Origin of the sequence: Bradyrhizobium sp. LTSP849 (genome assembly GCF_000938255.1) — a bacterium.
Lineage (GTDB): Bacteria > Pseudomonadota > Alphaproteobacteria > Rhizobiales > Xanthobacteraceae > Bradyrhizobium.
This window is the reverse complement of sequence record NZ_JYMR01000045.1, coordinates 16,339-41,888: the sequence shown is the minus strand read 5'-3', so window position 1 is coordinate 41,888 and position 25,550 is coordinate 16,339. Positions and strand designations below refer to the sequence as shown.

The window sequence follows — 25,550 nt, the reverse complement described above, 5'->3', positions numbered from 1 at the left end:
ACTTGCTTCGGCCTAAGCAGCAAACACCGCAAACTGCGTCGCCACGGCGCGATACACCTCGCGCCTGAACGGCACCACGAGATCGGCGACACGGTCGAGGCGCTCCCAGCGCCACGCGTCGAACTCCGCAGGCTGATCGTTGCGCGGTGTGAGCGGATCGATCTCCTCGTCGCGGCCGGTGAAGCGCAACGCGAACCATTTCTGGCGCTGGCCGCGAAACTTCGCCAGCCGGTGCGTCTGTGGCCCATCGTAAGGCGGAAACTCGTAGGTCAGCCAGTCGGTCTCGCCGAGATAGGTTGCGCTCTTCACGCTGGTCTCTTCCCAGAGCTCGCGTATCGCGGCATCGCGCAGGTTCTCGCCCTCGTCGACGCCGCCTTGCGGCATCTGCCAGTCGAGGCCCGGCAGGATGATCTCGGGGCCGTCACCCTTGAAGCGGTGCCCGATCAGCACGCGGCCATCGGCGTTGAACAGCGCGATCCCGACATTGGGACGGTAGGGTTTTTGATCAGTCACTCGTGCATCTTTCGTCGTCATTCCGGCTCGATGCTGCGCATCGAACCGGGACGACAATAAGGACTATTCTTCCGCCAGCGCGGAGAATTCCTTCACCACGCGCTCATAGACCGGGCGCTTGAAGGGAATGATCAGCTCGGTCAGGTTCTTCATCGGCTCCCAGCGCCAGCTAACGAACTCGGCCTTGTGGCCACCACCGGGGTTTTCGACGTTGATCTCGCTGTCCTTGCCGGTGAAGCGGACCGCGAACCATTTCTGACGCTGGCCGCGATAACGTCCCTTCCAGGCGCGTCCCGCGACCGTGCGCGGGATGTCGTAGATCAGCCAGTCCGGGACCTCGCCGAGCCGCTCGACCGAGCGCACGCTGGTCTCCTCATAGAGCTCGCGCCTGGCGGCGTCCCAAGTATTCTCGCCGGGATCGACGCCGCCTTGCGGCATCTGCCAGACATGGGTTTCGTCGACATGCTCGATGCCGCCGGCGCGGCGGCCGATGAACACCAGGCCCTTATTGTTGATCAGCATCACTCCGACGCAGGTTCGGTAGGGCAGATCCTCATAACGCGCCATTCCGCCAGACCTCTCGCGTACTGCCGGCAGGCATGTCGAGGACCCCTGCCGTACCAATTCGTTGATTTAGCTGGATTTTGATTTCAGCATCGCGGTTGTCAATGGCACCAAAAGGATACCCCGGTCGCTCAATGTCTTGGTCCAGGCGCCGAGCCGCTCGATCGAGACCGGGAGGGCGGAGGCGGTGCCGATGGCGACGCCGCGTTCCCGCGCTGTCGATTCCAGCTTGTTCAGGGCACGGTCGATCTCAGCCGGGGTCGGCACCGCGTCGATGGCGATGTCGCCCTTCCCGAACGGGACCGCCAGGCTACCCGCGGCCTGCGGCGCGATGCTGCGGGGCGAGGAACCGTCGTCGAAGAAGCCGAGCCCGCGCTTGGAGGCCTCGCGGATGATCGGCTGCATCGCCGCGTCCGTCGCCACAAAGCGGGCGCCCATGAAATTGGTGATGCCGGCATAGCCCTGCATCCGGCTCAGGTGCCAGTACAGCCGGTCGGTGTTCTGGTCGACGCTCAGCGAGGTCAGCAGCGTCTGCGGCCCCGGATCATTGTCCGGGAAGTCGTAGGGCTCCATCGGAATCTGAAGGAAGATCTCGTGGCGCTGGGCGCGGGCCCGCTCGGCAAGTTTTCCAGGATCTGATCCATAAGGCGTGAAGGCCAGCGTCACCGCCGCCGGCAGCTTCATGATTGCGTCGGTGGTCTTGGCGGCGCCAACGCCGAGGCCGCCGATCACGATCGCGACCACCGGCATTTTGGCGGCCTTGGCGCGGTCGGCATCGGCCGCGTAGACGTTGAACGGCTTCAGATCTCCGGCAACCACCGGGATCATGCCGTAGCGCGATTTCTCCAGCAGTTTGGGGTCGATCCCGGCCATGACGGCCGGCGCAGCGGAAGCTGCCTCGCCCTTGTCAGCGGCGTCGCCACCGCCGATCACCACGTCGCGGCGTGCGCCGGTGGAGCCGTCGATCATGGTGACGGTCTTGTTCTCGCCTGAAGCGGCCGGCTTCGGCGCCTCCTTGGTCTCGTGCTTGCTCTCTTGCCCATGGCCGGCGGCGGCCGCCTCGGCGGCGGGCTTCTCGTCGGTGGCTTTCGAGTCGCGGATCGCGATCCGCGTCATCGGTTCGCCGCCGAGCGGATCCTTGTTGAATATGGCAAAGCCGGCAAAGGCGACCAGGAACAGGCCGAGCAGGATGGCGAGTGCCTGCATGGCCGTGAACGGCAGCCGCAGCCGCCGTTTCCGGCGCGGCTTCTCCTGTCCGAGCGGGGCGCTCAGATCATCGGCCGTTTCAGTCATGCGCGATCCCGAATCACTGGTGCCGACGATACCACGCCGGGGTCAAGCGGCGGCAGGCCGGGATAGGCCGGGGGCGCGACGCGGAAGTTCCAAGCAAAAAGGGCGGCTCCAGGAGCCGCCCTTTTCGACAGATCGGATAAAGCGCTTAGTTCGCAGCTTTCGGCTTGTCGGCCGCCGCCTTGTCGGTGGTGCCCGGCGTGGGCGCCGCGGAGGCGCTGTTCTTGATGCCATGGAGCAGATCATCGGCCATCTTGAGCGCCTTGTCGTCCTTGGCGTCCGGCGGGACGTAGGACTGCGAGCCGGTCTTCTCGTCGCCATCGTTCTTGAGATGGCCGCGCAGCGAAGCCTCGCCCTTGGTGTCGGTGCGGGACTTCAGTTCATCCGGCACGTCCTGGAGCACTTCGATGTCGGGCACGATGCCCTTGGCCTGGATCGACTTGCCCGACGGCGTGTAGTAGCGCGCCGTGGTCAGACGCAGCGCGCCATTGCCCGAACCGAGCGGGATGATGGTCTGCACCGAGCCCTTGCCGAACGAACGCGTGCCGACGATGGTCGCGCGCTTGTGGTCCTGGAGCGCGCCGGCGACAATTTCAGACGCCGAAGCAGAGCCGCCGTTGACCAGCACGATCACCGGCTTGCCCTTGGTGAGGTCGCCTGAATGCGCAGTGCGGCGCTGGGTCTCCTCGGCATTGCGGCCGCGGGTCGACACGATCTCGCCCTTCTCCAGGAACGAGTCAGACACGGTGACCGCTTCCTCGAGCAGGCCGCCCGGATTGTTGCGGAGGTCGATGACGTAGCCCTTCAACTTGTCGCCGATCTGATTCGAGAGGTTGGCGACCTCCTTCTTCAGGCCTTCGGTGGTCTGCTCGTTGAAGGTGGTGATGCGGATATAGGCGATGTCGTCGGCCTCGATGCGAGCACGCACCGAACGGACGCGGATGTTGTCGCGCACCAGCGTGACGTCGATCGGATTGTCCTGGCCCTTGCGGATGATCTTGAGCTTGATCTTGGTGTTGACGGGGCCGCGCATCTTCTCGACCGCCTGGTTCAGGGTCAGGCCCTGCACCGCCTCCTCGTCGAGATTGGTGATGATGTCGTTGGCCATGACGCCGGCGCGCGAAGCAGGCGTGTCGTCGATCGGCGAGACCACCTTGATCAGGCCGTCTTCCATCGTGACCTCAATGCCGAGGCCGCCGAACTCACCGCGGGTCTGCACCTGCATGTCGCGGAAGCTCTTGGCATCCATGTAGCTCGAATGCGGATCGAGGCCGGAGAGCATGCCGCTGATGGCGGACTCGATCAGCTTGGTGTCGTCGGGCTTCTCGACATAGTCCGAACGCACGCGCTCGAAGACGTCGCCGAACAGATTGAGCTGGCGATAGGTGTCCGCGGTCGCGGCTCGCGCGCTGGAGCCCATGAACACCGCGCGCGGCTGGGTCACGAACAGCGTCAGCGCCGCACCGGTGGCAGCGCTGAGGAGGATAACTGAAGTCTTGCGCATCATCCGCGAACCTTCTCGCCTTCATTTGCGGCCCACCATGGGCCTGGATCGATTGGAGTGCCGTCTTTGCGGAACTCGACATAGAGCACAGGTTGACTCGCGTTCGTGGCAAGAATGGAGGCGACTTGAGAAGTCGACCCCATGGTCGCGACCGGCTCCCCCGTGAGCACAAACTGGCCGATGTTTACCGAAATGCGCTCCATCCCGGCGATCAGGACATGATACCCGCCCCCGGCATTGAGGATCAAGAGTTGTCCATAGCTGCGGAACGGTCCGGCATAGACCACCCAGCCGTCACACGGCGTTGTGACCTGCGAACCGGGCCTGGTCGCCAGTGAAATGCCCTTCTGGACCCCGCCGACCCCGTCGGAACCGCCAAAGTCCCTGATCTTGTTACCGTTAACCGGCAAGGGCAGCAGGCCCTTGGCCGAGGCGAAGAGAATCGCCGGGGTGGTCCGGGAACGGTCCTTGAAAGTGGCCGGGCCGGGCTTGGCGTTGGCGGCCGCGTTTGCAGCTGCCTTGGCCTCCTTGGCCTCGGCCTGCTTTGCGGCCTCAGCCGCCTTCTCAGCGGCCTTGGCGGCGCTTTGCAGGTCCTGCTCCATCTTGGCGATCAGCCCCTGGAGATCGCCGACCTGCTTTGACAGCGTGATCGCGCGCGAATTCTCGGCGTCGAGGTCCTTTTCCCGCGCCGACTGCTGGCGCTGCCGTTCGTCGACCAGGGCGGTGAGCCGGGTCTGGTCGTTGCGGACCCTGTCGCGGTCGGAGGCGAGCTGGTCGCGCTCGGCGGCGATGCTCTTGCGCAAGACAACGAGCTCGCCAAGCTCGCCTGCGATCTTTTCAGCGCGGCCGCGCAATTCCGGCACGACGGCGCCGAGCAGCATCGCGGTGCGCAGGGATTGCAGCGCGTCTTCGGGCCGCACCAAGAGCGCCGGCGGCGTGCGCCGGCCGGCGCGCTGCAAGGCCGCCAGCACCTCGACGATGTCGGCGCGGCGCGAATCAAGCGAGGCGCGTGTCTCCTGCTCGCGGCCGTTCAACGTCCGCAGCCGCGCTTCGGCCTCGTCGATCTTGGTCTCGACGGCGCGGACATTGGCGGCGGTGTCGATCAATTGCTGATTGAACTGGGTGCGGTCCTGGCCAAGCGCAGTGATCTCGCTTTTCAGCTTGGCTTGCGCTTCCTCCGCGCTCTTCTTGCTCGCGCGCGCGGCTTCGAGCTCCTGCTCGCGCTGCTTGATGGCGTCGGGTGAAATGGCTGCGGTCTGTGGCGCCGGCGTCGCCGTCTGAGCTTGCGCGAGGCTTTCTTCAGCGAAGAGGCTTGCGCCAGCGCAGCTTGCAATCAGCAACAAATTGAGGATCGGCGCTCGCATCGCTTTAAGCAAAGGTGCTCGTTGTGGCGCGCATCACGCGCGGTGATAGGGATGGCCGGCCAGAATGGTGGCGGCCCGATAAAGCTGTTCCAGAAGCATGACGCGGACCATTTGATGCGGCCAGGTCGCAGAGCCGAACGCGATCGCGAGCTTGGCCTTACGGCGCAATTCGGGCGAAAGTCCGTCCGCCCCTCCGATCACGAAGATAGTATGACCGGTGCCCTCGTCGCGCCAGCGTCCGAGATTCCGTGCGAATACGGTGGAATCGAGATTCTGGCCGCGTTCGTCCAGCGCCACCAGGATCGACTTGTCCGGAATATGCGCGGAGATCGCCGCGGCCTCCTCAGCCATCCGCGTCGCGGTATCGCGGGCACGGCTTTCGGGAATTTCGTGGACGGAGAGCTCGCGGAATCCGAGCTTGCGGCCGGCTTCGTCGAACCGCTCGAAATAGCGGTCGGCAAGCTCCCGTTCGGGGCCCTGCTTCAGCCGGCCCACCGCAATGACAGCAACACGCATGATGTTTTCAGGGTCGCGTTTCCAAGACCGCGCGCATGATGCGCGCGCACGACGCTAGCATGCGCGTCAGCCGATTCGAAATCGGCTCGTCAGGCCTCTAGATCGCCTTCGCCGCCCCTGGGCCCTGCGTGTACAATCTTTCCAGACTGTAGAACTCGCGGACCTCGGGTCTGAACACGTGCACGATCACATCGCCGGAATCGATCAGCACCCAGTCGCAATTGGGCATGCCCTCGACATGGATGTTCTTGATGCCGGTTTCCTTGAGGCTCTTCGTCACGTTCTCCGCGATCGCGCCAACGTGCCGGTTGGCCCGGCCCGTGGTGACGATCATGTAGTCGGAGTATGCCGATTTGCCGCGAAGGTCGATGGTGACCGTCTCTTCCGCCTTCATGTCCTCGAGGCGGGAGAGGATCAGGCTCAGCGTCTTGTCGGCGTCGGGTTGCGCCTTCAAGGCCGCAGCTTTGGTCGATGTTTTACGCGCCGGTTTCGTTGCCTTGGGTAAAACAGACTTGGGTGAAGCTGACTTGGACAATACAGACGTGGCCAGGGACCATTCCTTTCACTGTATCGCGAAGGCCGAATCCGGCCCTCACTGGTTACACTACATCATGTGGGGTTAAGGGTTTCAATATGCCAGAGAGCCCCAAAATCCACACGACTTCCGCACACTCCGTCTCACTTCGTACCTTTCCAGCTCCCGTCCGGGTTCCGTAAGCCCGTCGAGGAGAGATTCAGCTTCAATCCGGTCAGGAAGACCCAGGCGGGCGCCCGCTGGTCCGCAAGCAATGCTGCCTTATTCTCGGGCATGCGATAGCGCGAAAGCGCCTGGGCAGCCGGCGAGGCGAGGGCGCGAAAACTCTGTGGCGGGCGATCGATGACCGCAATCGGCACCTGGTCGGCGATGCGCCGCCAGTGCTGCCAACGATGGAATTGAGCGAGGTTATCGGCGCCCATAATCCAGACAAAGCGCAAGCCACTGAGACGGCGGCGCAAAATGTTGATCGTGTCGATAGTGTAGCGCGTACGAATGACGGATTCGAGACAGCTCACCTCGATCCTGGAATCGTTAGCGACGTCGCGCGCGGCCTGCATGCGCTCGCCGAGCTCATGCAGCGTGCCGTTCTCCTTCAGCGGATTGCCCGGCGTCACCAGCCACCACACGCGATCGAGCTGAAGGCGTTTCAGCGCGAATTGGCTGATGGCGCGATGGGCCTGATGCGGCGGATTGAACGAGCCGCCGAGCAGGCCGATACGCATGCCCTCGGTATAGGGTGGTATGGCCTGCGCAAAGAAACGTGGCGCGACGAAATTGTTACTCAATGCCCCGCGCCTCGCGACATGACTTACGGCCGCGTCTGACCTGTGCCGTGGACGCGATACTTGAAGCTGGTCAACTGCTCGGCGCCGACCGGGCCGCGGGCATGAAATCGCCCAGTCGCGATGCCGATCTCGGCGCCGAAGCCGAACTCGCCGCCATCGGCGAACTGCGTCGAGGCGTTATGCAACACGATCGCGGAATCGACCTCGCTCAGGAATTTCGTCGCAGCCGCCTGATCCTCACTCACGATCGCATCGGTGTGCTGCGAGCCGTGGTTCTGGATATGCGCGATCGCGCCGTCGACGCCGTCGACCACTTTCGCCGCGATGATCGCGTCGAGATATTCGGTGTCCCAATCGTCAGCGCTCGCAGGTTTTACGCGCGCATCGGCCTTCTGCACGGCGTCGTCGCCGCGCACTTCGCAGCCGGCCTCGATCAGCATCTCGACCAGCGGCTTCAGGCTCGAGGCCGCAGCGGCGCGATCGACCAGCAGCGTCTCGGCCGCGCCGCAGACGCCGGTGCGGCGCATCTTGGCGTTGAGGACGATCGACTTGGCCATGGCGAGGTCGGCGCTGGTATCGATGTAGACGTGGTTGACGCCTTCGAGATGGGCGAACACCGGCACGCGTGCTTCGGCCTCGACGCGCGCGACGAGGCTTTTTCCCCCGCGCGGCACGATGACGTCGATCGCGCGGTTCAACCCGGACAGCATCATGCCGACCGCCGCGCGGTCGCGCGTTGGCACCAGCGTGATCGCGGCCTCGGGCAGTCCGGCTTCACGCAGGCCCTGCACCAGGCACTCATGGATGGCGCGACACGAACGAAAACTGTCGGAGCCGCCGCGCAGGATCACGGCATTGCCCGCCTTCAGACACAGCACGCCGGCGTCTGCTGCAACATTGGGTCGGCTCTCAAAAATCACGCCGACGACGCCGAGCGGCACGCGTACGCGCTCGATGGTCATGCCGTTCGGCCGCTGCCAGCTCTCGGTGACGACACCGACGGGATCAGCGATACCGCGCACGATGCCGATGCCTTCGGCCATCGCCTCGACACGCGCCGGCGTCAGGGTAAGGCGGTCGATGAAGGACGCCGTCATGTTGCTGGACGCGCGCGCCTCCGCGACGTCCTCGGCATTGGCGGCAAGGATCGCCGCCGCATTCTGGCGGATCGCCCGCTCCATGGCTTCCAGCGCCCGGTTCTTCTGCTCCGGCGGCGCCAGCGCCAGCACGCGCGCGGCAGCGCGGGCACGGGTGCCAAGATCGGTCATCAGCGCCTGGAGATCGGCATTGCCGTCGACGGCTTTGAGGGGGGCGGCCATAGGAGAGTTCAACCTTCTGCTAAGGCAGTGTCCTAGCACGGAAATCCCGCTTCTGCGAAGGGTCGGGAGGGTATGGCTGGTCTCCCGGCCGCGTGCCGGCTAGGTCATTGGCCTAGCAAATTCCGTGAAAAAGCGGCCGTTGCGGCCTTACCCGCCCACCACCAGATCGTCGCGGTGGATCATCTCGGAGCGGCCGCTGCTGCCGAGGATGGTCATGACGTCCGGGGAGGAGCGGCCCTTGATCCGCTCGGCAACCTCGGCGTCATAGGCGATCAGGCCGCGGCCGATTTCGCTGGTGTCGGGGCCGCGCACGATCACCGCGTCGCCGCGGGCGAACTGGCCCTCGACCTTGATCACGCCGGCCGGCAACAGGCTGGCGCCGGCGCGCAGCGCCGTCACCGCGCCGGCGTCGATGGTCAGCGTCCCCTTCGGCTCCAGCGTGCCCGCGATCCAGCGTTTTCGTGAGGTGATGGGATTGGCCGGCGTCAGGAACCAGGTGCAGCGGCCGCCATTGGCGATCGCCTGCAACGGATGCTCGATCTTGCCGGAGGCGATCAGCATATGCGTGCCGCCGGTGGTGGCGATCTTGGCCGCCTCGACCTTGGTGCGCATGCCGCCGCGCGACAGCTCGGATTCGGCGTCTCCCGCCACAGCCTCGATCTCCGAGGTGATGCTGTCGACGACGGGAATGAGCTTTGCGTTCGGGTTGTTCTTCGGCGGAGCGTCGTAGAGCCCGTCGATATCGGACAGCAGCACGAGCAAATCGGCGCTCGCCATGGTGGCGACGCGCGCGGCGAGGCGGTCGTTGTCGCCATAGCGGATCTCGTTGGTGGCGACCGTGTCATTCTCGTTGATCACGGGGATGGCGCGCCACTCCAGCAGCTTGCCGATGGTGGAGCGCGCATTGAGGTAGCGGCGGCGCTCCTCGGTGTCCTGGAGCGTCACCAGGATCTGGCCGGCGCCGATGCCGTGGGCGCCGAGCACCTCCGACCAGATCCGCGCGAGTTCGATCTGGCCGACAGCGGCGGCGGCCTGGCTCTCTTCCAGCTTCAGCGGCCCGCGCGGCAACTTGAGCCGGCTGCGGCCGAGCGCGATCGATCCCGAGGAGACGACGAGCACGTCGCGGCCCTCGCGATGCAGCTTGGCCATGTCGTCGGCGAGCGCGGCGAGCCAGGACGCCCGCACCTCACCCTTATCGGAATCGACCAGTAGCGCGGAGCCGACCTTGACGACGATGCGGCGGAATTGACTGAGTTCGGGGCTGGCCATGGCGCGTGCGACGAATTGCTCTGCTTCGAAAGACGGCGGAGCGACAGGCGGCGCCGATGAGGCCTGCTTTTGCAGCAGGACGATGGCCGGCGCAAGGCGGCAGGCCCGGTAAACGGCCTTGTCCGGGACGCCCGCCTGGCTCTAATTGCAGCCAACTATAGTGGGCCAAACGAGGAAACGAATGGATCGCCGCAATTTCGTCGCCGGATGTCTGGGGCTGCCGCTGCTCGCGCAGGCAGGCGGGGCACAGGCGCAGGCCGGGCTCACCAAAATCATCTTTCCGTTCGCAGCGGGGGCCGGCGGCGATACGCTATGCCGCCTGATCGCGCAGGAGATGGCCCCGGTGCTGCAACGGACCATCGTGGTCGAGAACCGCACCGGCGGCGACGGCCTGATCGGCATCAAGGCGGTGAAGGGCGCAAGCCCCGACGGCAGCATGGTGCTGGTGACGACGGGTCCGACCATGTACCTGCTGCCGATGGTGGAGACGGTGCCGAGCTTCGACACCGCCAAGGACTTTGTGCCGGTGTCGCTCCTGGCGCGGTTCGAGTTCGCGCTCGTGGTCGGTCCGGCAGTCGATGTCACGGATTTCAAAGGATTCGTGGCGTGGCTGAAGGCGCATCCCGACAAGACGTCGTTCGGGGTACCGAGCAACGGCACCATTCCGCATTTTGCCGGATCGAAACTGGAGAAGGATCTCGGCATTCCCTTGACCCGCGTGCCCTATCGCGGCAGCGCACCGATCCTCAACGACATCATCGGCGGCCACATCTCGTTCGGGATCACGACGTTGGCCGACGCACTGCCACAGCATCGCGCCAAGGGCGTGACCATCATTGCGGTCTCGAGCGCGGAGCGTTCGCCCTTCGCGCCAGAAGTCCCGACGCTGAAGGAGAGCGGCATCGATCTCGTCGCGGATGCCTGGTACGGCATGTGGCTCCCCGCCGGCAGCCCGCCGGAATTCGCAAGCAAGCTCGGCGCTGCCGCGAGCGCGGCGCTCGCCAAGCCTGACGTGAAGGAAAGGCTCACCGCGATCGGCTTGATTCCGGTGGGCAGCAATGCCGAAAGTCTGTCCAAGGAGCTCGCCGCGAACACGGCGTTCTGGCAGCCGATCGTGACGGCGACGGGATACAAGATCGAGAATTGAATCCCTCTCCCTCGCCCCGCTTGCGGGGAGAGGGTCGGGGTGAGGGGGAGTCTCTGCGGGGACGGTGGCAGTTGGGCTCGCGGAGAGTCCCCCTCACCCGGATCGCATCTGACGATGCGATCCGGCCTCTCCCCGCAAGCGGGGAGAGGCGAAGACAAACTCACAGCTTCGCGCGCTGCGCGATCCCGTCCTTGATCGACGCAAGCTCGGCCTCGTCCCAGATGCCGATCAAAATCCCGCCCTTCACCTGGAGCTGGCTGTCGGCATAGTTCGCGATCTTCTCGCGGGGTGTGGTGATGTGGTCGTTCGGATGCAGCGCCCAGTCGAACAGCTCTGCCTGCAACCGCGCGATAACGCCGGCGCATTCGGGATCGTCACCGCGATCCAAAAACTCTTCCGGATCGGTCTCGAGGTCATACAGCATCGGGCGGAAGCCGGAGGCGTGGATGTATTTCCAGCGGCCGTCGAACACCATGAACAGGCGGCAGCGCTCGATCGGCTGGTTCAGCTTCAGCCGCACGTCCTGCATCGCGTAGTCGTATTCGGAGAAGGCGACCTTGCGCCAATCGGAAGGCGTGGGCCCGCGCAATAGCGGCAGCAGCGAGCGGCCTTCGAGAATGTGGCCCGGCACCTTGCCGCCGAAATAATCGACGAAAGTCGGCGCGAGATCGATGCCCTCGACCAGCGCATCGCTGCGTGTGCCGCGCGTCGCGTCGGCTTCCTTGGAGGGATCGATGACGATCAGCGGAATTTTGGCCGATTGCTCGTGGAACAGGTCCTTCTCGCCCATCCAGTGATCGCCGAGATAATCGCCATGATCGGACGTGAATACGATCATGGTGGTTTCGAGGAGGTCGCGTTCCTCCAGGAATTTCATCAGCACGCCCATCTGGTCGTCGATCTGGGTGATCAGGCCCATATAGGTCGGGATCACCTTTTCGCGGGCCTCGTCCCGCGCCATGTTGCGGGAGTAGCGCATGTCCATATAGGCGCCGAACACCGGATGCGGATTCTGGCGCTCGCGCTCGGAGCGGATGACTGGAATCATGTCATCCGTCGAATACATGCTCGCGTAGGGTTCGGGCGCGATATAGGGCCAGTGCGGCTTGATGTAGGACAGGTGCAGGCACCAGGGCCTGCCGTCGGTCTCGGCCTCGGTGATGAAGTCCATCGCGCGGCGCGTCATGTAGGGCGTCTCGGAGTGCTCGTCCGGCACGCGCGCCGCCTTGTCGGCGTGGACCAGCAGCCAGCCGTTGTGCAATGAGCCGTCGCCGGCGTCACCCGAATTGGCCCAGTGCTCCCAGGGGTTGGTTGCCTCGAATCCTTGGCTGCGCAGATACTCGTCGTATTTCGGGCGCGGCCGTCCCGTCGGATGCAGCCCGTCGTCGCGCTCGTACGGTTCAAAACCGCATTCGGCGACGTGCACGCCGATCATCGATTCCGGCGGGATGCCGAGCGCCTTCATGCCTTCGAGGTCGGGCGCCATGTGGGTCTTGCCGACCAGCACATTGCGCACGCCGATCTTTTTCAGGTGATCGCCGAGCGTGGGCTCACCGACGCGCAGCGGCCAGCCGTTCCAGTGCGAGCCGTGCGAGCGCATGTAGCGGCCGGTGTAGAACGACATCCGCGACGGGCCGCAGATCGGCGATTGCACGTAAGCCTTGCTGAACAGCACGCCGCGCTTTGCCATGGCGTCGATGTTCGGCGTCTTCAGCGTGGGGTGACCGGTGCAGCCGAGATAGTCATAGCGAAGCTGGTCGCACATGATCCAGAGAACGTTCTTCGCGCGCGCCATGCTCCGCCCCTGCCGCTTCTTGATTATTGAATGCTGCGCCATGGAGGGCGCGATGACAACCTCTCCCGGAGGGATGCGCGAGTCCGCGGCCTCACATTCCTTGTCGTCCCGGCGAAGGCCGGGACCCATAACCCCAGGGAGTAATTTGGCGACGACTAGCGGTTCGGTACTCCCACCATTCGCGATCGACAGATCTCGCGGTATGGGTCCCGGCCTTCGCCGGGACGACATTGGGGAGAGAGTTCAAGCCGACCAGGGCTCCGCTTCGGCTGTGCTCTTCGCCTTGGCGGAGACCGGGGCCTCGCCAATCACTTCGACGAGCGCGCGCAGTGCTTCCTTGACGCCCTCACCGGTGATTCCCGACATCAGCAGCGGCGTCTTCTTGGCGGCGCGCTTCAGCCGGTCTTTCTGCTTCTTCAGCTCGTCCGGCTCGACCGCGTCGGTCTTGTTCAGCGCGACGATCTCGATCTTGTCGGTCAGCAGCCCGCCATAGGCATCGAGCTCGTTGCGCACCGTCTTGTAGGCCTTGCCCGCGTGCTCGCAGGTCGCATCGATGAGATGCAGCAGCACGCGGCAGCGCTCGACATGGCCGAGGAAGCGATCGCCCAGGCCTGCGCCTTCATGCGCGCCTTCGATCAGACCAGGAATGTCGGCCAGCACGAATTCGCGGCCGTCGGAGTTCACGACGCCGAGCTGTGGATGCAGCGTGGTGAAGGGATAGTCGGCGATCTTCGGCTTGGCCGCGCTGACCTTGGAGAGGAAGGTCGATTTGCCGGCATTGGGCAGGCCGACCAGGCCGGCGTCGGCGATGAGCTTCAGCCGCAGCCAGATCCAGCGCTCCTCGCCGGGCTGGCCGGGATTGGCGTTGCGCGGCGCGCGGTTGGTCGAGGACTTGAAATGCGCGTTGCCGAAGCCGCCATTGCCGCCTTCGGCCAGCACGAATTTCTCGCCGACATTGGTGAAGTCGTGGATCAGCGTCTCGCGGTCTTCGTCGAAGATCTGCGTGCCCATCGGGACCTTCAGCGTGATCGGCTTGCCGTTGGCGCCATGGCGGTCCGAGCCTGCGCCGTTCTCGCCCTTCTGGGCCTTGAAATGCTGCTGGTAGCGGTAGTCGATCAGCGTGTTCAGCCCGTCGGCGACTTCGAGGATGACACTGCCGCCGCGGCCGCCATTGCCGCCGGAGGGGCCGCCGAATTCGATGAATTTTTCGCGGCGGAACGCCACGCAGCCGTTTCCGCCGTCGCCGGAGCGGATATAGACCTTTGCTTCGTCAAGGAATTTCATGGGCCATAGGTAGGCCAGCCGGTCCCGCGCGGCAACCCGGACTTACCCGCAAATCGGCGGAATTTCCGCGAATTTCGGCCCGTGCTTAACCAGTCGGCCGGCGGCCCCACTCGTCGTCCCGGACAAGCGAAGCGCAGATCCGGGACCCATAACCACAGGGAGGAGTTTGGCGAAGACTGGCAGTGAACAGGTCTCACGCGGTACGAGCACCTGTGTTCATCGATAGATCACGCGGTATGGGTCCTGGCTTTCGCCAGGACGACGTCAGAGCGGCCGGCGGCGGATCAGGAATTTCTGCGCCCCTTCAAGCACCAGCTCCTTGCGCTGGTTGTAGATGGTACTTGCGAGCGTCACCACGCCGGTCGAACGGCCCGGGGTGAGCTCGGTCACCTCGAGCGCGGGATAAATCGTGTCATCGGCAAAGACGGGCTTGAGGAACCGGCTCGATTGCTCGAGGAAGCCGACCAGGGAGTCCTCGACCATGAACGGAAACAGGCCCGCGCCGGGCGCGGTGTGGATCAGGGTCTGGAAACCGTGCGCGAGCAGATGCGGCATGCCGCGGCTGCGGCAATATTCCACGTCATAATGCACCGGGTGGGTGTCGCCGCTCGCGGTCTGGAACGCCGCGAACACCGCCGAGGTCTGGGTGCGGCTCGGCAGCACGAAGCGCTCGCCGACGACGAAATCCTCAAACCAGCGTTGTGTGGGGATCATGCGATGCTGGGTCGGATCGAAGTCGGCCATGGCTGAACTCTTTCGTCGGTGCGGCGCCTACCGCTACCGCGACGCAAAGAGTGCGACAATCCGTTCAATTCGTCTTGCGTGGGCTTGTCGCGGGCGCCTGCGTCATTACAACGGCGCTCGATGCCCCTGTTCAAGAATCTCTCCGCCTATGACGACCGCTCAGCGCGGCTGGCCGGCATTGCACTGATGGTGCTGGCGATCTTCATGTTCTCGTTCGGCGACGCCATGGGCAAGTTCCTGGTCGGGACTTATTCGGTGGGGCAGCTGCTGTTCCTGCGCGCCTGCGCGGCGCTGCTGCTGATGTCGCCACTGATCTGGCGTCAGCGTCACGACTTCTTTCACCTCGAGCGGCCGTGGCTCCAGCTGTTACGCGTCACACTGTCGACGCTGGATGTGGCGGGGTTCTTCCTCGCGTCCGTCTATCTGCCGCTCGCCGACGTCATCACCTATTATCTCGCTGGCCCGATCTTCGTCACCGCGATGTCGGCGATCTTTCTGGGCGAGCGCGTCGGCTGGCGGCGCTGGACGGCTATCCTGATCGGCTTCTGCGGCGTCCTGATAGCGCTGCGGCCGTCGGCGCAGACGGTCAGCCTGCCGGCGTTGATTGCGCTCGGCGGCAGCCTGTCGTTTGCGACGCTGATGCTGATCACGCGCAGCCTGCGCAAGACGCCTGACATCGTGATGGCGTCCTCGCAATTCGTCGGCACGTTCCTGCTGGGCGCGGTGCTGTCTGCATTCCACTGGGTGCCGCCGACGCCGGGCAGCCTGGTGATCTTCACGCTTGCCGGGTGCATCTCGGTGACGGCGCTGTTTTGCGTCAACCGGTCGCTCAAGCTCGCGCCGGCGAGCGTCGTGGTGCCCTACCAATATTCGATGATCGTCTGGGCCGTGATCTTCGGCTTCGTCGTGTTCGGCGACGTGCCAAAAATCGCCACCATCGTCGGCGCCGCCATCATCATCGGCGCCGGGTTCTATATTTACTTGCGCGAGCGCGATCTCGGGCGGGGCGCTGTGGACGTTAATCCGCCGGCGTAAACACGCCCACAGTGTCGTCCCGGCCTGCGCCGGGACGACACGCGGTAAGAGTTGGCCCTACCTCACCCGTCTCGCACTGCTCCAGCTCTTCAACGACGCCCACACCCCGCGCGAGAGGCGGAAGCAGTCGACCGGCGTGGACGAGCCCAGCGCCAGGAAACGGTGCAGCTGGACGCCGCTCCACTGGAAGCCGCACTTCTCGAGCACATTGCGTGACGTCGGATTGGTGACGCGCGCGCCCGCATAGAGATGATCGTCCTCGAACTCCTCGAAGAAGAAGTCGATCGCGCCGCGCGCGGCTTCGGTGCCAAAGCCCCGGCCCCAGTGTTCGACGCCGAGCCAATAGCCGAGCTCGGCATTGTCGGGCGTCGAACAGTCGATCCCGACCATGCCGACCGGCGTGGTGTCGTGCTCGATCAGGAATACGGTCTCGCTGCCGAGCTCGGCGGTGGCGCGGATGAATTCGACGGCGTCGTCTTGCGAATAGGGATGCGGCAGGCGGCGGGTGTTTTCCGCGACACGGCGGTCGTTGGCGAGGAGGGAAATGGTCCTGACGTCGGCGAGTGTCGGCCGCCGCAAGGTCAGCCGCTCGGTGGCGACGACGCTCGGTCTCGCCTCCCGCAAGGTCACGCTCGAAAAATCCTGCAACATGTCCGGCTCCGTCGAAGTCACTAAGTTAAAAGTGAGCAAGTCAAACGAAAGGGGAGGCCGGTTTCCCGCCTCCCCTGGAGCCTTCGATCTTTCGATCTTGAGGACTCCGCCGGTTCGGTCAGGGACCCGGCGGACTCCAAATTTGATCCACCGTCTATTCAGCTGCCTCTGCGAGCGGAAGCACCGATACAAAGGTGCGGCCGTTGGCTTTGGCCTGGAACGTGACGCGACCCTCGACCTTGGCGAACAAAGTGTGGTCCGTGCCCATGCCGACATTAAGGCCGGGGTGCCAGGTGGTGCCGCGCTGACGCGCAATGATGTTGCCGGGAATCACAACTTCCCCGCCGAACGCCTTGATACCGAGGCGCTTGCCTTTTGAATCGCGACCGTTGCGCGATGAACCGCCTGCTTTTTTGTGAGCCATAGCCCGTCTCCGAAACCTTGCGTATGTCTAGATCAATTCCTTGACGGAATCATTTCACAATTTTTCACGCATCAATTCGTGAATTGGCGTGATCAAATTATGCGGCGTCGGCTTCTTCCTTCGCCGGCTCCTTGACGACCTTCTCCCGCTTCGGACGCGGCCCCTTGGTGGGCTTGGCGTTGTCGGTCAGGATCTCGCTGATGCGCAGCACCGTGATCTCGTCGCGGTAGCCGCGCTTGCGGCGCGAATTCTTGCGGCGGCGCTTCTTGAACGCGATGACCTTCGGTCCGCGCTTGTGGTCGAGCACCTCGACGGCCACGGATGCACCTGCAACCGTCGGCAGACCCAGGATCGGCGTATCGCCACCGACCACCAGAACTTCAGTCAGCTGAATGATCGTGCCGACTTCGCCTTCGATCTTGCCTACTTCCAAGACATCATCCGGAACGACGCGGTACTGCCGGCCGCCGGTTTTGATGACTGCGAACATCGTTGTTTTCCTTCGTGTTCATTCCCGGCCTCGCGACGAAATTCGTCGGGGTCGGCTTTTTGTCAGTCGCTATGGGTTTATGCGAGTTTTGTGCGGGCGGGAGTTATCCCTTTGAAAACCAACGCAAAAACAAGCGGCGCGAGAAACGCCCCGCGCCGGTTGTGGGACTTATAGCCGCCGATCGCCGAGAGTCAAGGAAAAGCGGGCGAAAAGGCCCGGATTAGAAGGATTTGAGCGGGTCTGCGGGGCTGGCCGAATCCGCGGCCGGCTTTGCAACCAACGGGTTCCATCGCCGTTGTCCCCGCGAATTTGGACACGGGCAAGGGGCTTTTCATGGCAACGGACGAGCTGGTCAAGACGACGACGGGCATCGCCCATCACGGCGCCGGGCGGCTGCCGTCGGTGGATGTCGACAGCTTCAACATCGAGATCAAGGACGAGGACGGCTTTCTCGGCGACCGCGCCAGCAAGGGCGCGTTCCGCGAGATTCTCGACCGCTGGCGCAAGCCGCTGCGCAAATCCGGCGAAGACCCCTTCGGCGACGAACCGTCGGACCAGATCAGCAAGAAGACGCTGGATGCCATCCTGGTCGGCGACGACACCGAGGCCTCCGCGATCGTGCACAGCGCGATCGAGGATTTCGCCCAGGAGCTCGCCTATGTCACGCGGCGCTTCCTCAAGACCAAGGCCTGGGCCAAGACCGAGTGCATCGTGGTCGGCGGCGGTTTCCGCGATTCAAGGCTCGGCGAGCTCGCGATCGCGCGCACCCAGATCATCCTGAAATCCGAGGATTTCAAAATCGACATGGTGCCGATCCGCGCCCATCCGGATGAGGCCGGCCTGATCGGCGCGCTGCATCTGGCGCCCTCCTGGATCTTCGAGGCCCATGACAGCATCCTCGCCGTCGACATCGGCGGCACCAACATCCGCTGCGGTTTGGTTGAGACGCGCTGGAAGAAGGCCAAGGATCTGTCGAAAGCGGGAGTGTGGAAATCCGAGCTGTGGCGCCATGCCGACGACGAGCCGACGCGAGAGGGTGCGGTGAAGCGGCTGACCAAAATGCTGAAGGGACTGATCACGGAGGCTGAGAACGAAGGCTTCAAGCTCGCGCCTTTCATCGGCATCGCCTGTCCCGGCGTGATCAACGAGGACGGTTCGATCGAGAAGGGCGCGCAGAACCTGCCGGGCAATTGGGAGAGCAGCAAGTTCAACCTCCCGGCGAGCCTGATCGAGGGCATTCCGCAGATCGGCGAGCACGACACCGCGATTTTGATGCACAATGACGGCGTGGTTCAGGGCCTCTCGGAGGTGCCGTTCATGCAGGATGTCGACCGCTGGGGCGTGCTCACCATCGGCACCGGCCTCGGCAATGCGCGTTTCACCAACCGCCGCAAGGAAGGTAACGGCAAAGACAAAGACCGGGATTCTACTGAGAACGGGAAGAAAAAGGCCAAGGAAAGCAATAAGTCCGACAAGGAGTAACCTTGACTGGTTAGGTTAAGGGACGGATTGCGTTGCGGTGCACAGGTCACACGCTACGGTCGAATCGTCGCCTCACCTGGCCGGCGAAGCCGCCCTTCCTGGTCAGTTTTCAATGAGCGGCACGGGACCGCCAGTGTTTACCGCGTCTGGCGGTCCCACCCCTGTTTTCAGTTCCAGCCAATCCGCTGAAAGAACCCCGCGATCTCCGCGGCTGCGCGATCCGGATCCTCGCGATGCGGGAAGTGTCCGACGTCGGGAAACATCGCAACATCCACATTGCTGAAGGTCCCAGGCAGCCGGTCAGTCCAGGCATAGGGAAACAGCGGATCGTGCTCGGCCCAGCGCACGCAGGTCGGCACAGAGATCGGTGGCATCGGCGCGGCTTCGCCCTTCATCATCGCGACGCGGCCTGCATGCGACGCGCGATAATGCGCAAATCCGCCCGCGAGATTGCCCGGCTTGAAGAAATTGTCGACGAAATCGTCGAGCACGTCATCGAAGGCATTCTTCCGATGCGTCCAGCCCTTCAGGAAGTGCGAGATATAGAGCCGGCAGCTCTCCCGGCTCGCGCCAACGAGCGCGGGCGCCATCTCCATCTGCTGAAAGGACTGGTACCAGATGTGATTGAGCCGGTCGGGTGTCGCCATGCGCGGCCCGATGCCGGGATAGACGAAATCGAAGAAGAACAGCCCGACTAGCCGCTCCGGAGCCTGCCGCGCGAGCGGCTGCATCACGGCGCCGCCGACATCATGGCCGACCACGCCGAATCGGTCGATGCCGAGCCCGTCCATCACGGCCTGCATATCGGCCGCATGGCCGTCCGGCCCGTAAGGGCCGTCAGGCTTGTCGCTGTCGCCAAAGCCGCGCAGATCGGGCGCGATCAGCATGAAACGGTCGGCGAGCCGTGCCATGACCGGCTCCCAGGTCAGCCAGAATTCTGGCCAACCATGCAGCAAAAGCAGCGGTTTTCCGCGTCCGGCGCGGACCAGGTGGAAATCGGCGCCATTGGCCTTGATCGTGAGATGCTCCATGGCAGTTCCTCCCCGCATCCAGAGCGTTTTCAAGCGAAGTGGACCCCGGTTCGCGTCAAGAAAACGCGTCAAACAAGAATTGAGCCGGTGCGGGGCTGAAAGAGGCGGCGGATTTTCCCCTTTCGCGCCTTGTCTGGCCCGCCATCCTCGCCTATTAACGCCCCCGACCAGAGGGGTTACTGCCCCTCATCGGCACTTCAGGAGAGGTGGCAGAGTGGTCGAATGCACCGCACTCGAAATGCGGCATAGGTGCAAGCCTATCGGGGGTTCGAATCCCTCCCTCTCCGCCATAACAAACGGCTTCGAGAAAGCCCCGCCAAATACAGACTCTCAGCGTCAAAGCAGCCTCAGGTGTCGTCCCTAGAGGACCGCAGCCTGACACCGCACTTGCGGCAGATCCCCAAGCTTCTCCACAATGCCCCCTCGCAAGCCCCCTCCCGAGGATCTTCCGGATGACGGCTAAAATCGATCTGCTGACGCTGCAATTGTTCGTGGCGATCGTCGAGGAGCAGAGTATCGCGAAGGCGGCGGAGAAGAAGAACATTGCCGCGTCAGCGGTGAGCCGCCGCATCTCGGATATCGAGGACCTGTTCAAGGTCGAGCTACTGCATCGCCATTCCAAAGGGATCGAGCCGACACCTGCCGGTTTCGCCCTGCTCGAGCACGCCCGTGTCATCCTGGGAAATTTGAGCAAGCTCGAGACCGAACTGACGGGATACCGGCAGGGCAAGCGCGGGCTGATCCGGGTCTGTGCCAACAAGTCCGCGATCCTCGAAGCCCTGGCGGACGAGCTCAGTCTGTTCCTGGAGCAGCATCCGCTGGTCCACATCGACATCGAGGAGGATCTCAGCCCCGCGATCGTGCGTGCGGTGATGGAGAACCGGGCCGACATCGGCATCTTCGGCGGCAACATCGACGGACAGGATCTGGAGTTGCTGTCCTATCGCAGCGACAGCCTGGTCGCGCTGGTGACGCGTGACCATCCGCTGGCGGGTCGTAACAGCGTTCGCTTCCGCGAGCTGGTCGATTTCGACTTCGTCAGTCTGGAGAAGGGCAGTTCGATCGAGACGCTGTGTGTCAGGGCCGCCGCGGCGCTCGGGCAGCACATGAAGGTGCGCATCCGCGTCAGCAGTTTCGATGCGCTGTTCCGCGTCATCGATGCCAGGATGGGGGTCGGCATCGTGCCGCTCGAGATCGTTCGCGACCGCTACGGCGTCGACAGCCTCGCCACCGTCCCGCTCGATGAGTCCTGGGCGCGGCGCGAGCTGGTCATGGGCGTGCGCGATTACAAGTCGCTGCCGCCGGTGACGAAGCTGCTGGTGGACCATTTGCGGACCCACGCTGATGCGCGTCCCGCCATCAGCGGGGTCTCCGACCGGCTGACGGTCGTGCCCGGCAGGGGCTGAGATCCGGCGCATCGCGGCCAGCCATCGCCGGCCGCGATGGCTGGCTGCCCAACCGTCACTTGCCCGGTTCCGGGGTCGACTTCTATCCTGCTTCCCAAGATCGCTGTCGGTCGGCATGATCGGCAGCAACACGGCACATCAGATGCCGAACATGGGAGGACGGATCGTGGACACGTGTGGCCGCACGCTGCTGGCCAAAATCTGGGACCAGCACGTCATTGCCCAAGTCAGCGATGATACCGATCTGCTTCATGTGGATCGCCATCTGCTGCATGATCTCGGCGGCTCTCGCGGCCTGATCGACCTCAAAAGCCGCAACCTTCCGGTCCACAATCCCGAACTGACCTTCGCCACGCCGGATCATGCGATTTCGACCGCGTCAGGGCGTGCCGGCACGATCAAGACCGGGCAGGAACTGCTGGCGGCGTTGCGGACCGAGACATCCGCCAGCAACATTCGGCTGTTCGACATCGACCAGCCGGGGCAGGGCATCGTCCATGTCATCGGCCCGGAGCTCGGCCTCAGCCTTCCCGGCTGCCTGATCGTCTGCGGCGACAGCCATACCTGCACCCATGGCGGGCTCGGCGCGCTCGCCTTCGGCATCGGTTCCAGCGAGCTCACGCACGTGCTGGCGACCCAGACCATCGTCCAGCGCCGGCCCAAGACCATGCGCGTGACGTTCGACGGCGCCCTGCCGTTCGGTGTGACGGCGAAGGATCTCATCCTCGCTCTTATCGGCCATGTCGGCGCCGCCGGCGGCACCGGCTATGCCGTCGAATATGCCGGCAGTGCGATCAGGGCCATGCCGATCGAAGGGCGGCTCACGATCTGCAATCTGTCAGTCGAGCTCGGCGCCAAGATGGGGCTGATCGCGCCGGATGAGACGACGTTTGCGTATGTCCGCGGCCGACCCTATGCGCCGCAAGGCGAGATGTGGGAGCGGGCCGTCGCGGCGTGGCGGACGCTTGCGAGCGACAGCGACGCAATGTTCGATCGCGAGGTATCGATCGATGTCGGAACCATCATCCCGCAGATCACCTGGGGCACCAGTCCGGAGCACGTGCTTGGTGTCGATGGGCGTATCCCGGATCCCGCAGACATTGCCGATCCCGCCCGCCGCGGCGCGATCGAGATCGCGCTCGATTATATGGGCCTGAAGCCCGGTGCGCCGATCGCCGGCACACCGGTGGATTGGGTCTTCATCGGCTCCTGCACCAACAGCCGCCTTAGCGATCTGCGTGCCGCGGCCGAGGTCGCGCGTGGCCGCAAGGTTGCGCCCGGCGTGCGCGCCTGGGTCGTGCCGGGTTCAGAGACCGTCAAGCGCGATGCGGTGGCCGAAGGGCTCGACAAGATCTTCATCGACGCGGGCTTTGAATGGCGCGAGCCCGGATGCTCGATGTGCCTCGCAGCAAATGGCGAAACCGTGCCGCCGGGCCAGCGCTCGGTGTCGACATCGAACCGGAATTTCATCGGCCGGCAAGGGCCGCGCGCCCGCACCCACCTGGCGAGCCCGGCCATGGCCGTGGCGGCGGCGATTTCCGGCGCCATCGCCGATGTCCGAACGATGGAGCGCTAGATGGCGCAAGCCTTCACCAAAGTGACCGCGATTGCCGCGCCGATCATGCGCACCAATGTCGATACCGACGTCATCATCAGCATCAACCGCATGATCGGAAATTCCGTCCGCGGCAGCCTCGGGAAATGGGCGTTCGGCTCGCTCCGCTACCGGCCGGACGGCTCGGAAAATCCCGAGTTCATCCTCAATCGCGAGCCGTATCGCGCGGCGGAAATCCTGGTGACCGGGCCGAATTTCGGTTGCGGCTCGTCGCGCGAGGCGGCGGTGTGGTCGCTCCAGGAAATGGGCATCCGCGCCATCATCGGATCCGGCTTCGGCGATATCTTCTTCGCCAACTGCTTCCAGAACGGCATCCTGCCGGTGGTGCTGGACAAGGCCACCATCGATGGCCTCGCCGCGGAGATCGAAGCGAGCCAGGGCGCCGGACGTCTCAGTGTCGATCTGGAGGAGCAGACGGTCACCTCGCCGTCTGGCATACGGCACAGCTTCGAGATCGATCCGCGCCGGCGCGCGGGCCTGCTCGAAGGACTCGACGAAATTTCGCTGACGTTGCGGCGCGAGGATGCGATCCGCGCATTCCAGGCGTCCGACCGCGCGACGCGGCCGTGGATTCACTTTGCAGGACATCAGGCATGAACACGCTCTCGAACACGATCAAGGTGGCTGTGGTCGGTGGTGAAGGCATCGGTCCGGAGGTGACCGACCAGTCCCATCGCGTTCTCAAATGGTTTTCCGACCGGCGCGGCGCTCCGGTGGTTATGCGCGAAGCGCAATACGGTCTCATACCCTATCTCGCGACAGGCAAGGTGTTGCCGGATGACACCGTCGAGGCGATGGAGGAGGCCGACGCGATCCTCTGGGGTGCGACGGGTGGCCCGGAAACCACGCAGGTCCCTCCGGCGGCGCGCAAGGCGGGAAGCCTGCTGTCGCTGCGCAGCAAGTACGACCTCTATGCCAATCTCCGGCCCATCGTCGCCAATCCGGCGCTGGCTGATTCCGCGCCGCTCAAGGCTTCGGTGCTGAAGGATGTCGACTTCATCATCATCCGCGAGCTCACCAGCGGCATCTATTTCGGCGAGCCGCGCGGCATCGAAACACTGCCCGACGGCCAGCGCCGCGGCTTCAACACCCAGCAATACACCACCAGCCAGATCCGCCGGGTGGCGCGAACCGCGTTTGAACTGGCCCGGACCCGCAAGGGCCGGGTCTGCTCGGTCGACAAGGCCAATGTGCTGGAGACCAGCGTGCTGTGGCGCGAAGAGGTCATCGCGCTGCATCAAGCGGAATTCTCCGATGTGGAATTGACGCACCTTTATGTCGACAACGCCGCGATGCAGATCGTGCGGGCGCCGTCGCAATTCGATGTCATGGTGACCTGCAATATCTTCGGCGACATTCTCTCCGATTGCGCCGCCATGGCGTCGGGCTCGCTCGGCATGCTGCCGTCGGTCTCGCTCGGCCCGCCGGACCGGCTGGGACGCCGCAAGGCGCTCTATGAACCGGTCCACGGCAGCGCGCCTGATATTGCGGGCAAGGGCATCGCCAATCCGCTCGGTTCGATCCTCAGCGTCGCAATGATGTTGCGCATCACGCTCAATCGGCCCGATGATGCCACGCTGCTGGAGAAGGCCGTGGATACGGCCCTGGCTGGCGGCGCAAGAACGGCCGATATCGCCGAACCCGGCGCAAAAAGACTTTCGACCCAGGAAATGGGCGATGCGGTGCTGAACGCGCTCGACAAGGTGGTCGGCAAAGAGAGGGAGCACGCGTGATGAGACCTCAGGTCACCAGACGGTCCGCGCTGACGATTGTCGCCGGCGCCGGTGCCTCCATGGCGGCAGGTCGGGCGTGGGCGGATGCGCCGTCGGGCCGCGTGATCTATCCGGTGGCCATTCCGGTCTATCAGTCGCAATTCGTCGCCGACCGGGCCGGGTTCTTCAAGGAGGCCGGCCTCGACTGCAAGCTGATCCAGGGCGGCAGCGGCGTGAAGACGCGCGAGATTATCGCCTCGTCGCAGGGCGATATCGGCATCGGCGATATCACCCACCCGATGCAGCTCAGCAATCACGGCCGCAACGCGCGGGTCCTGATGCCGGTCGATACCCGCAGCAACGCCGCGATCTTCATCATCCGCAAGGATCTCTTCGACCAGGGCATCACAACGCTGGAGGCGCTGGCGAAGTGGAAACGGCCTGATGGACGCAAGCCGATCGTTTCGGTGTCGTCGCTGGGAGGCACCAACCACGTATGGGCCTCCTACTACATGGAAACCATGGGACTGGACGACAAGGTGACCTGGATCGGCACTGGCAATGTCGACACCATGATGGGCACGTTGAAAACGAAACAGGTCGATGTTCTCATCAACTCGCCGTCGATCCTGAAGGATTCGATCGAGCAGGGCTGGGGCGCGCTGTTGTTCGACGGAACGGACGAGACAGTCTGGGCCAAGTATATCGGCGGCAAGGTCCCGGTGACGTCTCATTTCACCCTGCAGTCGACCATCGACAAGGACCCGCAGAAGATGCAGGCGTTCGTCACGGCGCTGTGGCGCGCGACCCAGTGGATCAAGGGGCACTCTCCCGAAGAGATCTATGATGCGATCGAGCCTTACGTCGGAAGCACGTCGCGCGACGCGAATATTTTCGACATCGGGATCATGAAGAAGGTCACCGACTACGAAGGCCTCATCGATGAAGCCAGCTTCGCACGCGGCCAGAAGGTCTGGTTTCGCGAAATGACCGGCATCAAGCCGCTTGCCATGGCCGACGTCGTCACGACCAGTTTCATCGAAGCGGCACGCAAGGCTTATCCGGCTTGAGT

25 protein-coding genes and 1 tRNA gene are annotated in these 25,550 nt (G+C 64.2%); 9 read left to right on the top strand and 17 right to left on the bottom strand.

Translation table 11 applies throughout. The features are described 5' to 3' along the window. Positions 1–12 precede the first annotated feature (12 nt). The 10 genes from UB31_RS24530 to proB form a co-directional block, all read right to left on the bottom strand. Positions 13–513 (bottom strand): RNA pyrophosphohydrolase, encoded by a 501-nt coding sequence (locus UB31_RS24530; RefSeq protein ID WP_045012972.1) that lies wholly within the window; start codon positions 511–513, stop codon positions 13–15. Between the two features lie 63 nt (positions 514–576). Then, positions 577–1,080 carry an RNA pyrophosphohydrolase gene (locus UB31_RS24525; protein WP_045012745.1) on the bottom strand — a complete coding sequence of 168 codons (504 nt, stop codon included), beginning with the start codon at positions 1,078–1,080 and terminating at the stop codon, positions 577–579. 66 nt (positions 1,081–1,146) lie between these two features. Next, positions 1,147–2,370, bottom strand: a complete 1,224-nt coding sequence (locus UB31_RS24520) for a divergent polysaccharide deacetylase family protein (protein WP_045012744.1) — start codon at positions 2,368–2,370, stop codon at positions 1,147–1,149. A gap of 145 nt (positions 2,371–2,515) precedes the next feature. Then, positions 2,516–3,874: a S41 family peptidase gene (locus UB31_RS24515; RefSeq protein WP_045004346.1), complete on the bottom strand. Its 1,359-nt coding sequence runs from the start codon at positions 3,872–3,874 to the stop codon at positions 2,516–2,518. After that, a complete protein-coding gene (locus UB31_RS24510; RefSeq protein WP_045004344.1) occupies positions 3,871–5,235 on the bottom strand; it encodes a murein hydrolase activator EnvC family protein in 1,365 nt (454 codons plus the stop codon). Before UB31_RS24510 ends, UB31_RS24515 begins: the two co-directional genes overlap by 4 nt. A gap of 33 nt (positions 5,236–5,268) precedes the next feature. Then, positions 5,269–5,751 carry a 23S rRNA (pseudouridine(1915)-N(3))-methyltransferase RlmH gene (gene rlmH, locus UB31_RS24505; RefSeq protein ID WP_045012743.1) on the bottom strand — a complete coding sequence of 161 codons (483 nt, stop codon included), beginning with the start codon at positions 5,749–5,751 and terminating at the stop codon, positions 5,269–5,271. 97 nt (positions 5,752–5,848) lie between these two features. Then, entirely contained in the window at positions 5,849–6,205 is a 357-nt protein-coding gene (rsfS, locus tag UB31_RS24500) for a ribosome silencing factor (protein WP_045004340.1), read from the bottom strand. Between the two features lie 224 nt (positions 6,206–6,429). Continuing rightward, positions 6,430–7,074 (bottom strand): nicotinate-nucleotide adenylyltransferase, encoded by a 645-nt coding sequence (locus tag UB31_RS24495; RefSeq protein ID WP_045012742.1) that lies wholly within the window; start codon positions 7,072–7,074, stop codon positions 6,430–6,432. Between the two features lie 23 nt (positions 7,075–7,097). Then, on the bottom strand, positions 7,098–8,393 hold the full coding sequence (locus tag UB31_RS24490) for a glutamate-5-semialdehyde dehydrogenase (RefSeq protein ID WP_045012741.1): 1,296 nt from the start codon (positions 8,391–8,393) through the stop codon (positions 7,098–7,100). A gap of 147 nt (positions 8,394–8,540) precedes the next feature. Continuing rightward, positions 8,541–9,662 (bottom strand): glutamate 5-kinase, encoded by a 1,122-nt coding sequence (gene proB, locus UB31_RS24485; protein WP_045004334.1) that lies wholly within the window; start codon positions 9,660–9,662, stop codon positions 8,541–8,543. Positions 9,663–9,843: 181 nt separating this feature from the next. On the opposite strand from proB, the gene UB31_RS24480 reads away from it, so the two are divergent. Then, complete coding sequence (locus UB31_RS24480; RefSeq protein WP_045012740.1) at positions 9,844–10,809, top strand: Bug family tripartite tricarboxylate transporter substrate binding protein; 966 nt, start codon at positions 9,844–9,846, stop codon at positions 10,807–10,809. A 160-nt stretch (positions 10,810–10,969) separates the two neighbouring features. Here the strand turns inward: UB31_RS24480 and UB31_RS24475 are convergent, their stop codons facing one another. The 3 genes from UB31_RS24475 to UB31_RS24465 form a co-directional block, all read right to left on the bottom strand. Continuing rightward, entirely contained in the window at positions 10,970–12,604 is a 1,635-nt protein-coding gene (locus UB31_RS24475) for an alkaline phosphatase family protein (RefSeq protein ID WP_045012971.1), read from the bottom strand. Between the two features lie 243 nt (positions 12,605–12,847). Then, on the bottom strand, positions 12,848–13,888 hold the full coding sequence (gene obgE / locus UB31_RS24470) for a GTPase ObgE (protein ID WP_045012739.1): 1,041 nt from the start codon (positions 13,886–13,888) through the stop codon (positions 12,848–12,850). A 264-nt stretch (positions 13,889–14,152) separates the two neighbouring features. Next, entirely contained in the window at positions 14,153–14,632 is a 480-nt protein-coding gene (locus tag UB31_RS24465; protein WP_045012738.1) for a MaoC family dehydratase, read from the bottom strand. A 120-nt stretch (positions 14,633–14,752) separates the two neighbouring features. On the opposite strand from UB31_RS24465, the gene UB31_RS24460 reads away from it, so the two are divergent. Further along, the gene (locus UB31_RS24460) at positions 14,753–15,667 is read left to right on the top strand and encodes a DMT family transporter (protein WP_045004327.1); all 915 of its coding nucleotides are present in this window, start codon (positions 14,753–14,755) and stop codon (positions 15,665–15,667) included. A gap of 57 nt (positions 15,668–15,724) precedes the next feature. Here the strand turns inward: UB31_RS24460 and UB31_RS24455 are convergent, their stop codons facing one another. The 3 genes from UB31_RS24455 to rplU all read right to left on the bottom strand — a co-directional run bounded on the left by UB31_RS24455 (position 15,725) and on the right by rplU (position 17,232). Beyond that, positions 15,725–16,318 (bottom strand): GNAT family N-acetyltransferase, encoded by a 594-nt coding sequence (locus UB31_RS24455; protein ID WP_045012737.1) that lies wholly within the window; start codon positions 16,316–16,318, stop codon positions 15,725–15,727. Positions 16,319–16,472: 154 nt separating this feature from the next. Beyond that, positions 16,473–16,742: a 50S ribosomal protein L27 gene (rpmA, locus tag UB31_RS24450; RefSeq protein ID WP_045004325.1), complete on the bottom strand. Its 270-nt coding sequence runs from the start codon at positions 16,740–16,742 to the stop codon at positions 16,473–16,475. 97 nt (positions 16,743–16,839) lie between these two features. After that, the gene (gene rplU, locus UB31_RS24445; RefSeq protein WP_045004324.1) at positions 16,840–17,232 is read right to left on the bottom strand and encodes a 50S ribosomal protein L21; all 393 of its coding nucleotides are present in this window, start codon (positions 17,230–17,232) and stop codon (positions 16,840–16,842) included. A gap of 333 nt (positions 17,233–17,565) precedes the next feature. On the opposite strand from rplU, the gene UB31_RS24440 reads away from it, so the two are divergent. Then, a complete protein-coding gene (locus UB31_RS24440; protein WP_045012736.1) occupies positions 17,566–18,714 on the top strand; it encodes an ROK family protein in 1,149 nt (382 codons plus the stop codon). 167 nt (positions 18,715–18,881) lie between these two features. On the opposite strand, the gene UB31_RS24435 is transcribed toward UB31_RS24440, so the two are convergent. Next, a complete protein-coding gene (locus UB31_RS24435) occupies positions 18,882–19,745 on the bottom strand; it encodes an alpha/beta fold hydrolase (RefSeq protein ID WP_045012735.1) in 864 nt (287 codons plus the stop codon). Between the two features lie 200 nt (positions 19,746–19,945). Here UB31_RS24435 and UB31_RS24430 point away from each other — a divergent pair. The 6 genes from UB31_RS24430 to UB31_RS24405 all read left to right on the top strand — a co-directional run bounded on the left by UB31_RS24430 (position 19,946) and on the right by UB31_RS24405 (position 25,548). Next, positions 19,946–20,035, top strand: a tRNA-Ser gene (locus UB31_RS24430). 162 nt (positions 20,036–20,197) lie between these two features. Continuing rightward, the gene (locus UB31_RS24425; RefSeq protein WP_045012734.1) at positions 20,198–21,151 is read left to right on the top strand and encodes a LysR family transcriptional regulator; all 954 of its coding nucleotides are present in this window, start codon (positions 20,198–20,200) and stop codon (positions 21,149–21,151) included. Positions 21,152–21,317: 166 nt separating this feature from the next. Beyond that, entirely contained in the window at positions 21,318–22,727 is a 1,410-nt protein-coding gene (leuC, locus tag UB31_RS24420; RefSeq protein WP_045012970.1) for a 3-isopropylmalate dehydratase large subunit, read from the top strand. Beyond that, positions 22,728–23,363 (top strand): 3-isopropylmalate dehydratase small subunit, encoded by a 636-nt coding sequence (leuD, locus tag UB31_RS24415; protein ID WP_045004317.1) that lies wholly within the window; start codon positions 22,728–22,730, stop codon positions 23,361–23,363. After that, on the top strand, positions 23,360–24,499 hold the full coding sequence (gene leuB, locus UB31_RS24410) for a 3-isopropylmalate dehydrogenase (protein ID WP_045012733.1): 1,140 nt from the start codon (positions 23,360–23,362) through the stop codon (positions 24,497–24,499). Before leuD ends, leuB begins: the two co-directional genes overlap by 4 nt. Then, a complete protein-coding gene (locus UB31_RS24405; RefSeq protein WP_045012732.1) occupies positions 24,499–25,548 on the top strand; it encodes an ABC transporter substrate-binding protein in 1,050 nt (349 codons plus the stop codon). The genes leuB and UB31_RS24405 overlap by 1 nt, the downstream gene beginning before the upstream one ends. The last annotated feature ends 2 nt before the right edge of the window (positions 25,549–25,550 follow it).